At 38.6% G+C, this 14,738-nt stretch carries 16 protein-coding genes; 6 read left to right on the top strand and 10 right to left on the bottom strand.

Annotated elements, in window-relative coordinates; genetic code table 11:
• Nucleotide 1: 1 nt before the first annotated feature.
• The 6 genes from ispH to murJ form a co-directional block, all read right to left on the bottom strand.
• A complete protein-coding gene (gene ispH / locus H5120_RS04340) occupies nt 2–931 on the bottom strand; it encodes a 4-hydroxy-3-methylbut-2-enyl diphosphate reductase (protein ID WP_002958232.1) in 930 nt (309 codons plus the stop codon).
• The gene (gene fkpB / locus H5120_RS04345) at nt 931–1,371 is read right to left on the bottom strand and encodes an FKBP-type peptidyl-prolyl cis-trans isomerase (protein WP_002958231.1); all 441 of its coding nucleotides are present in this window, start codon (nt 1,369–1,371) and stop codon (nt 931–933) included. Before fkpB ends, ispH begins: the two co-directional genes overlap by 1 nt.
• Complete coding sequence (gene lspA, locus H5120_RS04350; RefSeq protein WP_002958230.1) at nt 1,368–1,868, bottom strand: signal peptidase II; 501 nt, start codon at nt 1,866–1,868, stop codon at nt 1,368–1,370. Before lspA ends, fkpB begins: the two co-directional genes overlap by 4 nt.
• 12 nt (nt 1,869–1,880) lie before the next feature.
• Nucleotides 1,881–4,709: an isoleucine--tRNA ligase gene (gene ileS, locus H5120_RS04355; RefSeq protein WP_182673713.1), complete on the bottom strand. Its 2,829-nt coding sequence runs from the start codon at nt 4,707–4,709 to the stop codon at nt 1,881–1,883.
• A gap of 5 nt (nt 4,710–4,714) precedes the next feature.
• Complete coding sequence (gene ribF, locus H5120_RS04360; RefSeq protein ID WP_182673714.1) at nt 4,715–5,665, bottom strand: bifunctional riboflavin kinase/FAD synthetase; 951 nt, start codon at nt 5,663–5,665, stop codon at nt 4,715–4,717.
• Between the two features lie 84 nt (nt 5,666–5,749).
• Nucleotides 5,750–7,288 carry a murein biosynthesis integral membrane protein MurJ gene (gene murJ, locus H5120_RS04365; protein WP_404936089.1) on the bottom strand — a complete coding sequence of 513 codons (1,539 nt, stop codon included), beginning with the start codon at nt 7,286–7,288 and terminating at the stop codon, nt 5,750–5,752.
• Nucleotides 7,289–7,583: 295 nt separating this feature from the next.
• Between murJ and rpsT the strand changes: the two genes are divergently transcribed.
• Nucleotides 7,584–7,844 (top strand): 30S ribosomal protein S20, encoded by a 261-nt coding sequence (gene rpsT, locus H5120_RS04370; RefSeq protein ID WP_002958225.1) that lies wholly within the window; start codon nt 7,584–7,586, stop codon nt 7,842–7,844.
• Between the two features lie 108 nt (nt 7,845–7,952).
• On the opposite strand, the gene H5120_RS04375 is transcribed toward rpsT, so the two are convergent.
• Complete coding sequence (locus H5120_RS04375; protein WP_002958224.1) at nt 7,953–8,336, bottom strand: response regulator; 384 nt, start codon at nt 8,334–8,336, stop codon at nt 7,953–7,955.
• 113 nt (nt 8,337–8,449) lie between these two features.
• Here H5120_RS04375 and H5120_RS04380 point away from each other — a divergent pair, with 113 nt between their 5' ends.
• Both H5120_RS04380 and H5120_RS04385 read left to right on the top strand, forming a co-directional pair.
• A complete protein-coding gene (locus H5120_RS04380; protein ID WP_182670888.1) occupies nt 8,450–8,893 on the top strand; it encodes a hypothetical protein in 444 nt (147 codons plus the stop codon).
• Nucleotides 8,894–8,999: 106 nt separating this feature from the next.
• Nucleotides 9,000–9,245, top strand: a complete 246-nt coding sequence (locus tag H5120_RS04385; RefSeq protein ID WP_002958222.1) for a hypothetical protein — start codon at nt 9,000–9,002, stop codon at nt 9,243–9,245.
• A gap of 187 nt (nt 9,246–9,432) precedes the next feature.
• Here the strand turns inward: H5120_RS04385 and H5120_RS04390 are convergent, their stop codons facing one another.
• Both H5120_RS04390 and H5120_RS04395 read right to left on the bottom strand, forming a co-directional pair.
• Complete coding sequence (locus H5120_RS04390; protein WP_182673715.1) at nt 9,433–9,579, bottom strand: hypothetical protein; 147 nt, start codon at nt 9,577–9,579, stop codon at nt 9,433–9,435.
• 96 nt (nt 9,580–9,675) lie between these two features.
• Nucleotides 9,676–10,596 carry a glyoxylate/hydroxypyruvate reductase A gene (locus H5120_RS04395; RefSeq protein ID WP_182673716.1) on the bottom strand — a complete coding sequence of 307 codons (921 nt, stop codon included), beginning with the start codon at nt 10,594–10,596 and terminating at the stop codon, nt 9,676–9,678.
• A gap of 129 nt (nt 10,597–10,725) precedes the next feature.
• On the opposite strand from H5120_RS04395, the gene H5120_RS04400 reads away from it, so the two are divergent.
• Both H5120_RS04400 and H5120_RS04405 read left to right on the top strand, forming a co-directional pair.
• Nucleotides 10,726–12,432 (top strand): lysophospholipid acyltransferase family protein, encoded by a 1,707-nt coding sequence (locus H5120_RS04400; protein ID WP_182673717.1) that lies wholly within the window; start codon nt 10,726–10,728, stop codon nt 12,430–12,432.
• A 410-nt stretch (nt 12,433–12,842) separates the two neighbouring features.
• Nucleotides 12,843–13,496, top strand: coding sequence for an OmpW family protein (locus tag H5120_RS04405; protein WP_182673718.1), 654 nt, complete (start codon nt 12,843–12,845; stop codon nt 13,494–13,496).
• 81 nt (nt 13,497–13,577) lie between these two features.
• Here H5120_RS04405 and H5120_RS04410 read toward each other — a convergent pair whose 3' ends face one another.
• Nucleotides 13,578–14,111: a thioesterase family protein gene (locus H5120_RS04410; protein ID WP_002958217.1), complete on the bottom strand. Its 534-nt coding sequence runs from the start codon at nt 14,109–14,111 to the stop codon at nt 13,578–13,580.
• Nucleotides 14,112–14,217: 106 nt separating this feature from the next.
• Here H5120_RS04410 and H5120_RS04415 point away from each other — a divergent pair, with 106 nt between their 5' ends.
• Nucleotides 14,218–14,712 (top strand): hypothetical protein, encoded by a 495-nt coding sequence (locus H5120_RS04415; protein ID WP_182673719.1) that lies wholly within the window; start codon nt 14,218–14,220, stop codon nt 14,710–14,712.
• The last annotated feature ends 26 nt before the right edge of the window (nt 14,713–14,738 follow it).

The raw sequence follows: 14,738 nt of genomic DNA on the forward strand, positions 1-14,738 counted from the left end.
ATTAACGTAGCTCTACAGGAACAGCAAATACGATATTCTCTTCTTCGCCTGGGTTTTCAACAACCTGCGTACCACCAAGATCTTTTAATCGGCTTATAACTTGTTGTACAAGTACTTCTGGCGCAGATGCACCCGCAGTTACACCCACTGATTTAGAACCTGAAACCCACTGCTCTTGCACATCAGTTGCATCATCAATTAAATAAGCAACAGTGCCCATTTTATCTGCAAGTTCACGTAAGCGATTAGAGTTAGAGCTGTTTTTAGCGCCAACAACTAATAGCACATCAACTTTGTCAGCTAAGTCACGAACAGCATCCTGACGATTTTGCGTTGCATAACAAATATCATCTTTACGAGGTCCGTCAATTGATGGAAACTTATTGCGTAGTGCATCAATAACATCAGCAGTATCATCAACTGATAAAGTCGTTTGACTACAGTAAAAAAGATTTTCAGCATTTTTTACATTAAGCGCAACAACATCATCAACGGTTTCAACAAGATAAATACCACCGTCTGAGTTATCATATTGTCCCATTGTTCCCTCTACTTCAGGGTGACCATGATGTCCAATTAAAATACACTCAATACCTTTGCGACTCGCACGTGTAACTTCCATATGCACTTTAGTTACAAGCGGACACGTTGCATCAAATACTTTTAAATCACGACGTTTAGCCTCGCTGCGAACCGCTTGCGATACGCCATGTGCGCTAAAAATAACAATACTGTCGTCAGGTACTTGATCAAGCTCTTCAACAAATACCGCACCACGGCTTTTTAGTCCATCAACCACATAGCGGTTATGTACTACTTCGTGGCGAACATAAATTGGCTTTTCAAAAATATCTAAAGCGCGCTCAACAATACTAATAGCACGGTCAACACCAGCGCAAAAGCCGCGAGGATTAGCTAGTAATATTTCCATTAACCTTCCACCTCAATAATATCAACTTCAAAGGTTAAACGCTGGCCAGATAAAGGGTGATTAAAATCAATCGTTACCGACTCACCTTGCACTTCGCGAACTAAACCAGGAAGCTCAGTGCCATCAGGTTGAGTAAACGCAATAATTGCACCTACCTTAGCTGGTGTTTCTGGACCAAACTTACTACGGTCAACGTAGTAAATATTATCTGGGTTTGGCTGACCAAAAGCATCTTCAGGTTCTAATTCAAACGTTTTACTTTCGCCTGCAGTTAGCCCTAATAAACACTTTTCGAAGTTTGCCGTTAAGCTGCCATCACCCATTGTTAATTTAGCAGGTTTGTTGTGCACCTTGGTAGAATCAGCGGCAGAGCCATCTTCTAATTTAATAGAAAAATGGAAAATAACTTGCGAGTTTTCACCAATTACAGCTTGGCTCATGCTTTATGCTCCTTTGGACTCTCGCCGGTGAAGGCGTCAAATAACAATAATGCTGCGCCAATACAAATAGCGCAATCGGCAATATTGAATACAGGAAAATGTGAGTCTTTATAAAAAACGTGAATAAAGTCGATTACATAACCATACGCAATACGATCGTATAAATTACCAATAGCGCCAGCAAGTACCAATGCATAAGCACCGCATAGTACTTTATTTGTAGCAGGTAAGCGTTTTAGCCACCATACAAGCAAAGCACTAATAGCAACGGCAATTGCACTTAAAAACCAACGCTGCCAACCACCCGCTTCACTTAAAAAGCTATAAGCAGCACCATAGTTATGTACATAAGTAATACTAAAAACAGGGAGTAAGTTTATAGACTCTTGATAAGCCATAGTCCCTACAACAAGTGTTTTACTGGCAAAGTCTATTACTAAAAGTAATAGACTCAACCAAAGCCACACTAAACCACTTTTTTGGGCTAGTTTGCTCACTAAGAATAACTCCTAAGCGAATTGACGCTTTTCACCTTCGCCGTCAACATTACTTACACAACGACCACAAATTTCAGGATGAGCAGGCTCAACACCTACATCTTCGCTGTAATGCCAACAACGCTCACATTTAGCAGCATCTGTTGCAGCAACGCTAATGAACAAACCTTCAATTTCGGTAGCTTGTGTATCTGCAGGCTGGCTATCAACTTCAGTAACATTCACCGCTGATGTTAACAATACAAAACGCAGTTCATCACCAAGCGCGTTTAATTTAGCGGCAAGCTCTTTACCCGTAAATAAATTCACCGTTGCTTGAAGTGTTGCACCAATTACTTCTTCTTTACGTGCAGCTTCTAATAAGCGGTTTACTTCGTCACGTACAGTTAAAATCTCTAACCAATCATCGTTACTAAATTGGCTATTTGTTGGCGCTTGTAAGCCATCGTACCAAACTGATGTAAATACGTAGTAACTACGCTCACCCGGTAACGCTTCCCAAATTTCTTGTGCGGTAAAGCTCATAATAGGTGCCATCCAACGCGTCATTGCTTCTGCGATATGATAAAGCGCAGTTTGACATGAACGACGTGCATGGCTATCACTCTTAGCTGTATATTGACGATCTTTAATAACATCTAAATAGAACGAGCCAAGCTCACCCGTACAGAAGTTCATTAGCTTTTGAGTTACTAATAGCATTTGGTAGCTGTCGTATGCGGCTAAAATCTCGTCTTGCAACTGAGCTGCGCGGCCAACAATCCACTTATCAAGCTCAACCATATCATCAACAGCTACTTGATCTGTTTCTGGGTTAAAACCATTTAGGTTAGCAAGCAAGTAACGGCTGGTGTTACGAATACGGCGGTAACGATCGGCTGAGCGTTTAAATATTTCATCCGACACAGTCATTTCTGCCGTGTAATCGGTAGAAGCCACCCACAAACGTAGAATGTCAGCACCTAGTTTATTCATCACATTTTGTGGTGAAATAACATTACCTAATGACTTAGACATTTTGCGGCCGTTTTCATCAACAGTAAAACCATGAGTCAATACTTGGCGGTATGGCGCATGACCATTAATAGCCACAGATGTCATCATTGATGACATAAACCAACCACGGTGCTGATCAGAACCTTCAAGGTATAAGTCAGCCGGACCAACCAAGTCTTCACGTGCATCTACTACACAAGCGTGTGACACACCTGAGTCAAACCATACATCTAGCGTATCTTGCACTTTCATGTATTGCTTGGCGTCTTCTTCACCAAGTAAAGTAGCTGGTTCTAAATCGTACCATGCTTGTATACCAGACTTTTCAACAAGCTCTGCTGCTTGAGCAATTAGCTCTTGTGTATTTGGGTGAAGTGCACCGGTGTCTTTATCAACGAACAATGCAATAGGAACGCCCCAAGTACGCTGGCGAGAAATACACCAATCTGGGCGGCTTTCAACCATGTTAGAAATACGGCTTTCGCCCCACTCTGGTAACCATTGCGTGTTTTTAATCTCAGCAAGAGAATCTTGACGTAAGTTAGCCTGATCCATACTTACAAACCATTGTGGTGTAGCACGGAAAATGATTGGTGTTTTATGACGCCAGCAATGTGGGTAACTATGCGTAAGCGCATGGTGATGCATAAGCGCACCACGCTCTTTTAACACTTCAATTACGCTCGCATTCGCCTTAAATACGTGCTGACCTGCAAAAAGTTCGGTATCTGGTAAATAAACACCATTTGCACCAACAGGGTTAGCCACTTCAAGGTTGTAATTTAAGCCTGCCACGAAATCTTCTTGACCATGGCCTGGGGCGGTATGTACAACACCAGTACCTGAATCAGTAGTTACGTGTTCTGCAACAATCACTGGTACATTAAAATCATAAAAAGGATGGGCTACTTGCAAGTTTTCAAGCGCTGCACCTTTTACATACCCTAGTACGTGAAAGTGATTAAAACCAAAACGGTCCATAGCATCTTTAACAAGCTCAGAACCTAAAATTAGGCGTTGTTGTACGCCTTCATCTTCAACCTGTACTAACGCATACTCTAAATCGGCATGCACAGCCACAGCGCGGTTTGCAGGAAGCGTCCACGGTGTTGTTGTCCAAATAACAGTACCAACACTGCCTTCACCTTTATGACCATCAGCTAGATCAAAGGCACTAACAACAGCATCTTGATCAACAAATGTAAAACGCACATCGATTGCTGGTGACTGCTTATCTTGGTATTCAACTTCTGCTTCTGCTAATGCAGAGCCACAGTCTGTACACCAATGCACAGGCTTGGCGCCTTTATGCAAATGACCTTTTTCAATAATTCGACCAAGCACACGAATTGCATTCGCTTCAAAGTCAAAGTTCATTGTTAAATATGGCTTATCCCAATCTGCAAATACGCCTAAACGTTTAAAATCAACTTTTTGACCTTCAACTTGTTTTTTAGCGTATGCACGGCATTTTTCACGAAACTCACTCGCAGTAACTTTTACACCCGGCTTGCCTACTTTTTTCTCAACCATTAACTCGATTGGTAAACCATGACAATCCCAACCTGGAACTAATGGTGAATCAAAGTCAGATAATGTTTTAGACTTAACAATAATATCTTTTAATATCTTATTAACTGAGTGGCCTAAATGGATATCGCCATTTGCATACGGAGGGCCGTCATGCAAAATAAAGGTTTTTTTACCTTTCTTAGCGCTGCGAATTTGACCATAAAGGTCGTCCTCATACCATGCTTTAAGCATTTTTGGTTCACGTTGTGCCAAATTGCCACGCATTGGAAACGGTGTTTCCGGTAAGTTCAAAGTATGTTTATAGTCGCTCATTTATCCTACATTCCGTCTCTATCGGCTAACTGATTTAAACCAAAACACTGCTTAGCGGCAGCAACATCAGTTGCTATTTGCGCCGTTAATTGTGTTAATGTCTCGAATTTTTTCTCATCGCGAAGTTTTTCTATTAACTCCACATGCATAAATTGTCCGTAAATATCCTGTGCAAAATCAAAAAGGTGAACTTCTAATAATGCACGAGTTCCATTAAATGTCGGCTTATTACCTACATTTGCAACTCCAAAAATCTGTTTTCCTGCAATCGTTGCTTGCACTGCAAACACTCCGTTGACAGGACACACTTGGCGTTTTAGGGCTATATTTGCCGTTCTAAAACCGAGTTCACGTCCTCTTTTCCAGCCATGTATAACACGCCCAGAAATAGCATAATCGTGACCAAGCATTATTTTAGCACTCGCTAAGTCACCGGATGCTAAAGCATCTCGTATTAAAGTGCTGCTTACTCTAGCATTTAATTGACGAAAGCTCGCGGTGCTTTTTACATCCATGCCCGCTTGCTCACCCATGCTAGTAAGTAAGTGAAAGTTACCTTGGCGTTGCTTTCCAAACTTAAAATCATCACCAACAGTAAGTGCTTTAACACCTAACTTTTTAATCAAAATCTCATTAACGAATTGCTCAGCATGCATGTTTGCAAATTGCTGATTAAAGCTAATGCAAATAACTCGCTCAATACCTAAATCACTCAATAAACGTAACTTATCTCGTAAGCGCGTTAACCGTGCAGGGGCATTGTTTTTAGCAAAAAACTCTTGTGGCTGGGGTTCAAACAGCATTACAGTGCTAGGCAAACTATGCGCTTTAGCATCGCTAAGTAAACCTTTTAATACTTCTGCGTGGCCTAAATGAACGCCGTCAAAATTACCAATAGTTAACACACAACCAAAATGGTGTGGGCGAATATTGTGTATACCTCTAATTAACTCCATGCCACCTAATGCCTTGTTTAGCGAGCTATTAATTACGGCTAAAAAATGATTAAAGCCGCAGAGTTGCCGATTATAATCTTTTTTTTAGTTTGATTCAGTAATTGCTACACTTTTTATCGTATTTAGTCTAACGCCCATCACAAATAGCATTGCAAAGTAGCTAATACCAGCCAAAGCCACTAGCGCTACTAATAATATTACTTGCTGCGTAAAGGCCCATGTAGCCCAATAATAGTAACTGCTCACAAACCATGTGACAGCTCCCATAACAATACTTGCAACAACACATTTAAGTGTAAAACGCATACTCATTGATGAGAACTGGTATACATTTTCTTTTTTAAGCTGTCTGTATAATAAAAATGCATTGCAGCTAGCCGATAACGAAGTAGCAAGTGCCAACCCTAAATAACCAATGAAAGGAGCCAGCATAATGTTAAACACCATATTAAGTACTAAGGTAATAATACCAATACGCACCGGTGTTTTTGTATCTTGACGAGCATAAAAACCAGGAGCGAGTACTTTTATTAGCATAAAGCTTACAAGTCCGACCGAATATGCGACTACGCCTAAGCTTACAGCTTTGACATGATCAATACTGTCTTCTTTAAATGCACCGTGGTCGAACAATACGGTAATAATAAGTGGACTGATGATCATTAAACCTATCATTGCTGGTAGGCCTAAAAATATAACAAAACGAACTCCCCAATCGAGAGTATGCTGAAAATCGCTACTTTTTTTACTGCTATGTAGTTTAGAAAGCGCCGGTAAAATAACTGTCGCAATACCAATACCAAATAATCCCAACGGAAATTCAATTAAGCGGTCAGAATAATAAAGCCACGCAATTGAACCCGTCATCAGTAATGACGCAATCATGGTATCTAGCAACAGATTAATTTGACTAATAGAGACACCAAACAAAGCCGGTAGCATAAGTTTTCGTACTTTTTTTACGTTTTCGTCTTGCCATGCCCAGCGCGGACGCGCCAACATTTTAGCGCGATACAAGAACGGTAGTTGAAATAGTAGCTGCACTACACCACCGAAAAATACACCTATGGCAAGTGCATAAGCACCTACTGAAAATTTATCATGTAAAAAAATTGCACACGTAATAATAGAAACATTAAGCAAAACTGGTGTAAATGCAGCAACAGCGAAACGGTTATACACATTCATAACCGCACCACTAAGTGCAACTAAGCTTACAAAAAATAAATAAGGGAATGTAAGTTTAAGTAGTGAACTTGCAAGTTCAAATTTTTCGGCATTAGGTCCGCCTTGCCACCAATCTATAAACCAACCGGTACCAAATAGTGCTGCAATAACAGGGGAAGCAACAACACCTATAATAGTGACAATTAGTAAAATGGTTCCTAATGTGCCTGCTGCTTGTGCAACAAAAAGTCTGACCTTGTCGTCGCCTTGCTGTTCTTTAATTTCACTTAGCACAGGTACGAATGCTTGTGCGAAGGCACCTTCTGCAAATAAACGGCGTAAAAAATTAGGAATACGGTTAGCAAATAAAAAAACATCAGCCGCTGCACTTGCGCCTAATAAATTGGCAACGACAGCATCTCGAACGAGCCCTAAAATACGCGATATCATAGTCATACAACTAACAATCATACCAGAGCGAAATAAACCTTTTGACACCTTAAACCTACTCAAAAATCCTCAAGATAGGCGATTATGCCACAGTCTTTTTTATAAATCGCTTTAAAGCACTAGGCTGGGGGTCTGTGCTTTGTTACAATGTCTATATTAACTGCTAAAGCGGCAAATTGATGCTCGTTATATGGTGCAGTTTTTCTTGGATTGTTAAATTTAAATTGACATCCATGATAGAAACAGGCATATTCCACGGCCTTTAATTTAAGCTTTATTTTAAGATTGTTAGGAGCAAACCTTGGCTAACATCAAGTCTGCAAAAAAACGCGCTATCACAAGCGAAAAAAACCGTCAGCACAACGCAAGCCGTCGTTCAATGATGCGCACTTACTTCAAAAAAGTAATTGTTGCTATTGAAGCGGGCGATAAAGAAGCTGCACAGCAAGCTTTTTCTGTTGCTACACCTATCCTAGACCGTTACGCAACTAAGGGTCTAATTCACAAAAACAAAGCAGCTCGTCATAAGAGCCGTATAGCAGCTAAGATTAAAGCTCTATAATTTGTTTTTGACAGAATATAAAAAACCGGCTTTTGCCGGTTTTTTTTTATCTAAGATTTAATCTCGTACTTTAATAAAAGTCGACATAAATATTTAAACAGATTAGTGTCATACATTTTCCAAGTCTGGATAAAACTTCTTAAGCATTGCCGCTATTTTTTTAGGTGTAAACGGCTTCACTACAAATCCTTTAGCGCCTTTATCAATTGCATCCTTAACATTTTCAATACCTGAATGCGCAGATACCATTACAACATTTGTCTCAGGGCTTAATTCATTGATTTGTGCAATCAAATCTTTGCCATCGCCGTCCGGCAGCTCTATGTCTAAAAAAATGATATTATAATTTGCAGCCTGGCACTCACTAATACATTGTGAGGCAGTAGATGCTTCCTTTACGTTATCTATCCCTAAGTGCATGAGCGTTTGGCTCAAAAAACTACGCACTGTGCTAACGTCATCTACAATTAAAATTGATAGCTGCGTATTCATCTTTATTCCTCGTAGGCTATAAGCTAACTTTAAGTTATCATAATAATTAGCTTAGTATATAAATTTGCTCATTTAATTATAGAGACCTACGGAAAAAAGGCCAGATTTGCTTTATGTCTAAAACCCCAAATAAACAGTCGTTGCTAGGTAAAACACCAACAAGAAAAAAAACAGCGCAAAAAAGAAAGCCGCAACGCCCTACTCAGCGCTCTATACCCGCAGAGGAAAAAACAAACACAAACAATGGCACTAGCCAAAAAACAAAGTCAAAAAAGGGGCTATTTATATCTCTGGCCATTGTTATTGTAATAATTTTAGCTTTTCCAAAACCAACCTTGCTCACCTATAAAAAATTAGGGATGGTAAGTGAGAGTGTATACTGGCCTGGACTTTTGGGTTACGGAGCTACTTTAATTGATTCCAACTTGCACCCCAACTATGATTCTAGCCGTGAATCCCTTTATTTATGCAGTGATTTACAAAAACCACAGAGCTGTCAAAAGTATCAAGTAATTGCTGACAATGGTTTGTTTTCGGCAATTGGCAGTTACTTTTAGCATTAATAAAACTAATCTGAAAATTTAAAATTACTTGGTTGAAAGGTGTGCAAAAGATCAACATAATGGCGCTCCTTTTTTCAACAACTGAACTATTGAAACGACCATGCTAAACGAGCTAGATTGGCTTTTAAATACTACACTACTTGCACTAGGTTTAGGTGCATTCTTTATTAACCAGATAACACTGCTGCGCGTTGCCGCCATTAGTGCATGTGGTTTATTGTTCTTATCATTTAGCCTAGATCTTATGTCGTCGAGCGTTATTTCAAATATGAGTTTAGTGTTGATCAACACTTTTTACTTGTTTAAAGTTTATACATTCGGGCAATTTAATGTAACCCAAAGTTAACAACTTTTCCTTAGAATATTTAATAGCCCAGCATTGCTGGGCTTTTTTATTGCGAATTTTTAAAATATTAGAAACACGTTGGATCAGGACAGTATTGAACGCCACTAAAGCACCACTACAATAATGGTGCTGAGCATGTACTGTTGAGAGAAACGAGAAGAAAGACGAAAATACCTAATAAGCTAGGTTAATCTACTGTTGTTAATTCACTTTGGGTTTGTGTTTTAGATGGACTATCTTCAGCGTTAGCCTGATTAAACCAAGCTGAAACACCTAGCACGATAATTGAAATAACAACGAGGCTTAATTTAGCCCCACTTTGACTGGATTTCATAACACCCTCTTTATATTTTTATTAGTGAGAATATCTTTTACACTAATGAAAATTACAAATGTTAACAAGCTGTTTTTTAAACTAATTAGCTATCAGCTAATAACCTTTTGTTCTATCCACTGAATTATTGAGTGCTAAGCCCTTATTCAAACGTTCAATATTATCGGCTATTTGGTCTATAACGCTATTTAAATCAGATAGCGCTGCACAATGTGGTGTAAGTGTTATTTTGGGGTTTCCCCAGTAAGGGTGATTCTGCGTTAAAGGTTCTTGGTCAAAAACATCCAAAGTAGCTGCGCGTAAGCTATCGTTATTTAATGCATTTAATAAATCTTGCTCAACCACATGAGCACCACGTGCCACATTAATAACAACAGCATGTGAAGGTAGCTTAGCGAGCATTGAGTGATTAATAATACCCTTCGTTGCCTGCGTAAGAGGTAATAAGCACACGAGATAATCAATCTTACAAAGCATATCGCTAAGTCCTTCATCGCCATAATAAACCTCGACATTAGTCGTGTTTTTATTACTTTGCGCCCAGGCACTTACTTTAAAACCATTAGTTACAAGTTTTTGCGCACATGCTTTACCTAATTCGCCAAATCCAAGTATACCAACATGTTTATTACTAAAAGCTCGTTTTGGCTTCCATGTTTGCTGTGTTTGTTTAGTGTAATACTCTTTTAAGCGTAATTTTTGAGCTAAGACATGTGTAAGTACATATTCCGCCATATCTTCAGCTAATTGCATGTCCACAATACGTACTACTTCGACATGTTCAGGTAATAATGTTAAATCGATACTGTCTACGCCTGCACCAAATGACGACACAGCTTTTAAGTTAGGCAGCTGCGGCCACAGAGACTCAGGAGCATTCCATGCAAGTACAAAATCCACATTATTTGCGGTTTTGCAATCAGGCCATTGCTCTATCAATGTATTTGGTAATCGCTCTTGTAACTTCGTTATTAGCTTTTCGTTGTTGCGCCCCGTTATAGCCACCAATACGGACATAAATTCTCCTAGCAATTCACAGTTTATAATTTAGTACTTTAAAAAGTCACACTACTGCAAAGTCACTGTCATACCCTTTTTTTAATCTTACACGTATAGCGAATAGACCAAACGGAATATGAGGTTAATATGATAAGTGTTGATAAAGTAATTGCAGCAAACTTACCACAACTAGAGAACTCTCCAAAAGTAAAAGGTTTAGTAAAAAAGGGCTTAGGTTACTTATTGCATGAGCAAGAGTTTATCACCTTTGGTAATACCTACCCTCACCTACAAGGGTTAGAATTTGTTGAGCAAGTACTTGATGAACTCAATTTTGATACGCGCTATAAACCTAAGCAGATAGAACATATTCCTAACGAGGGTAAACTTGTTATTGTTGCTAACCACCCTATTGGTTCACTAGATGCTTTAGCACTTATCAAAGTACTCTCTACAGTAAGGCAAGATTTAAAAGTAGTCGCAAACCGCATGTTAATGTCGGTCAGCGCAATGCATTCTCTTTTACTCCCTGTTGATAACTTATCTGGTATGAGTAAAAAGCAAGAGCTTAGTAATATACAAAACCATTTAAAAGGTGGAGGTGCCTTACTTATATTTCCTGCAGGGGAAGTGTCGCGCCTAGGACCAACCGGCATTAAGGATTGCAAATGGAATAGCGGTTTTTTACGTATGGCAAAAAAAGCCAACTGCCCCATTTTACCTATTTTTATTAAAGCCAAAAATAGTCCACTTTTTTACGGCACATCAATGATTTATAAGCCTCTGGCAAGTTTACTATTAGTGACAGAAATGTTTAAGCAGCGCAAAAAATCTTTAGAGTTTGAGATTGGTGCTTCTATCCCTCCTGAGTCCTACTTAATAGAAAACCTTAAAGATAAAGAAATTGTAAACCTCATACGTAAACAGCTTTATAGGCTTACAACTAAAAAAACACTGCCGCTAAAAACACAAACACCTATTGCTGTTCCCGAGTGTAGAAAAGAACTAAAAAGAGCAATTGAGCAATGTCAGCTTCTGGGTAAAACACACGATGGCATGCACATTCATCTATATCAATATGTAGGTAGTTCACCTATTTTTAGAGAGCTAGGACGCCTCAGAGAAATAGCATTTAGAGCAGTAGGTGAAGGAAGCGGTAAGCGTCGTGATATAGATAAATACGATATGGATTACCAACACCTTGTACTGTGGGACCCTATGCAACTAGAGCTAGTAGGTGCTTATCGATTAGCCTGCGCACAACAGATAATACAAAAACATGGACGTGAAGGTTTATATACCGATAGTTTATTTTCTTATACCGACGCTATGACGCCCTATCTAAAACAAGGAATTGAGCTTGGTCGAAGTTTTGTACAGCCTAAGTATTGGGGACGTAAGAGTCTCGACTATTTATGGTACGGTATTGGTGCTTTTATAAAAAACTACCCACAGTATAGGTATTTATTTGGGGCTGTAAGCGTGTCCAACGCCCTACCTGAGCAAGCCAAAGCCATGCTCGTTTATTACTATCAACATTATTATAAAAGCAGCATAGAACTAGCTACGCCCAATAATGAGCTCAAATTAACTGAGCAACAGCTAACGCAATGCAATATCCTTTTTAATGGAAACGATGTTAAAGAAGATTTTGTAGAGTTAAAACATGTGTTAGCTAATATGGGCGCTCAAGTCCCTACTTTATTTAAACAATACACTGAGCTTTGCAATCCTGGCGGCGTACAATTTTTAAGCTTTAGCATTGATCCCGATTTTAATAATTGTATTGATGGATTGGTATTAGTCGATCTTAAAAGTGTTAAAGAAAACAAAGCTAAACGTTATTTGGAATAACTATTGATAAGTAAAGTCAGTGAACCGAGTATTTTATGCCTTATAAAGTACTCGGTTTATATTTAATTATAAATACCGACTCAATCGCATTTAAGTCTTCCAATACTTTTTTAAGTGTCGGGTGTTTTAATTATTTTTGAGCCCTGCTAAAAAGATATTTTCTTGTTTTTTAAGGCCCTGATTAAACACGAGATTATGGCAAGGCAGTGCCTGCCTTAATATATTCATGTGACTGTTAATTAAATAAATATGTCAATCTTTACAAAAGCATAACGACACTAAAATTAATCTAAATCAATAAAACATTTTATAAGCTTCAAATGCTTTTTAAACTTTGATCTAGAACAGGTTTTCATATTTATTGCTCGGTAATAATAGCGCTAATTAAATAGTAGTTCTTGGAGAACAACATGAAAACTCAAATTAGCATCGCATTATTAACCTCTTTATTAGCAATCTCTCCAGCTGCACACGCTAACTTTAGCGTAAATGTTGGCGCTATTAACGTAAACCCTGATAACAGTAGCTCAGCGATTAATGAAGCACCTACGCTAGGCCTTAAAGGTGATTCAAATACTCAACTAGGTATCACCGTAGATTATGCATTTAACGATCAATGGGTGTTAGAACTGATAGCAGCAACACCGTTTTCACACGATGTAAATGGCGCAGGCGGCTTAGCAGGCAATAAAATTGCAGATATAAAACAACTTCCACCGTCATTGGTTGCACAATACCACTTTTTAGATACAAGCTATGCGCTAAGACCTTTTATAGGCGTAGGCATAAACTACACTGCATTTTTTGATGAGCAACCCTCTCAAGCACTTAAAGCAACACTAGGAACAGACGATGTAGAAGTAAAGTTAGATGATTCGTTTGGCTTTATGGCTCAGGTAGGTGCTAACTATAAAATTGATAAAAACTGGGGTTTACACGCAATGGTATCAATTATGGATATTGATACCGATGCCACTGTTTATGCTAATGGTGCAAAAGCGCTTACATCAACTGTTGAGCTAGACCCTGTTGTGGCTATGTTTGGTGTTAGGTACAGCTTTTAAAGCATATATAAAGTAGTACATAGTTGCCCAATTACAATGTGTGTTAAAAGGCCGAAAGGCCTTTTTTTTCATTTGTAGAGATTAGGGCAGGTTACTTAACTTTTTCTGCTCTAACATTTCTTTCCAGTGCATTACTTCACTTGGCAATATAGGTGTTTGCCCATCAAAACCAGCAACTTCAAGCATTTCTTCAATGCTTATAATACCCTTTTTACTTTTAAATACACCGCGTACATAAGCAATAGCATGTAAGCCTCGCTCTGAGTGAAACTTTTGCTCAATATAAAAGTATTTATGATCCCAGCCAACTAACTTAGTACTTATTGTATATCGCTGCATAGGTTTAATATCGCGGATATAAGTAATAGCAGTTGCGTTAACAATCGGAAACCAACGACGCTTCATTATTTGCTTTAGTAAGCCAACACGCTCCGTCATCCACGTGCGAGATAAATCCATCATCGCAAGATAACGTGAGTTTGTTAAATGTAAATTAATATCACAATCAGTCGGCAAAGCTTTGTAATCAATATCTACTGTATCAAGTAGATTTTGATATTGCTTATTGCGTTTAATTTTGAAAAATAATAATAAAAGTCGAATATATAAGTTCACAAAAAAGGTCTTACCAGTTAAATTTATTCGAGTGTAGCATAGCCCCTTGCGAAGACGAATATTCTACTTTAATCTTAAATCATTATTACAATAAAAAAGATAGCTAATGAAATCAAAACTAAAAATTATCGCTGCACTGGCCCTATTAGCCCCTAGCTACAATGCTTTTGCCGATTTCTCGTTACCAGGTAAAGGCTCAGTAACTTACCCTACCGGTGTAGTTAAAGAATTTAAATTTGGTTTTGAATGGCAGCAAAAAGCTGAGAAATTCACTATTGGATCTAAAAGTTACAATATGGAGCAAATTCCTAGCTCTTATTCTGTCGCCATCACGCTTTCAAAAGATGACAGCCAAGTATGGGTTCAAGAATTTAATAATGGGTTTATTGAGGAGTTTGAATGGCAAATTGGCGAACATACAGTCACTCTAAAAAAGCAGCAGTTTAGCGATCCGGTGAAAGGTGACTATGTTATTGAGCTAAATGGCCGTAGCTATTTTTTCACTCGTAATAACGCCAGTATCGTAATGAACTTTAACGAAGAAGGTATTGAGACGATTGCAATTGATGGGGTAACAAAAAATATGGGCACTAAAAATTAGTCCCCATATTTTAATTTCTTTAAGTC

The sequence above is a fragment of the Pseudoalteromonas sp. SR43-2 genome (genome assembly GCF_014163885.1).
GTDB lineage: Bacteria > Pseudomonadota > Gammaproteobacteria > Enterobacterales > Alteromonadaceae > Pseudoalteromonas > Pseudoalteromonas distincta.

Coding starts and splice junctions, on each gene's coding strand:
- murJ (WP_404936089.1), bottom strand. CDS start 7,288: ATGACTATGATATCGCGTATTTTAGGGCTCGTTCGAGATGCTGTCGTT.
- ileS (WP_182673713.1), bottom strand. CDS start 4,709: ATGAGCGACTATAAACATACTTTGAACTTACCGGAAACACCGTTTCCA.
- H5120_RS04390 (WP_182673715.1), bottom strand. CDS start 9,579: ATGAAATCCAGTCAAAGTGGGGCTAAATTAAGCCTCGTTGTTATTTCA.
- H5120_RS04405 (WP_182673718.1), top strand. CDS start 12,843: ATGAAAACTCAAATTAGCATCGCATTATTAACCTCTTTATTAGCAATC.
- H5120_RS04380 (WP_182670888.1), top strand. CDS start 8,450: ATGTCTAAAACCCCAAATAAACAGTCGTTGCTAGGTAAAACACCAACA.
- H5120_RS04400 (WP_182673717.1), top strand. CDS start 10,726: ATGATAAGTGTTGATAAAGTAATTGCAGCAAACTTACCACAACTAGAG.
- fkpB (WP_002958231.1), bottom strand. CDS start 1,371: ATGAGCCAAGCTGTAATTGGTGAAAACTCGCAAGTTATTTTCCATTTT.
- H5120_RS04415 (WP_182673719.1), top strand. CDS start 14,218: ATGAAATCAAAACTAAAAATTATCGCTGCACTGGCCCTATTAGCCCCT.
- ribF (WP_182673714.1), bottom strand. CDS start 5,665: ATGGAGTTAATTAGAGGTATACACAATATTCGCCCACACCATTTTGGT.
- H5120_RS04395 (WP_182673716.1), bottom strand. CDS start 10,596: ATGTCCGTATTGGTGGCTATAACGGGGCGCAACAACGAAAAGCTAATA.
- ispH (WP_002958232.1), bottom strand. CDS start 931: ATGGAAATATTACTAGCTAATCCTCGCGGCTTTTGCGCTGGTGTTGAC.
- H5120_RS04375 (WP_002958224.1), bottom strand. CDS start 8,336: ATGAATACGCAGCTATCAATTTTAATTGTAGATGACGTTAGCACAGTG.
- H5120_RS04385 (WP_002958222.1), top strand. CDS start 9,000: ATGCTAAACGAGCTAGATTGGCTTTTAAATACTACACTACTTGCACTA.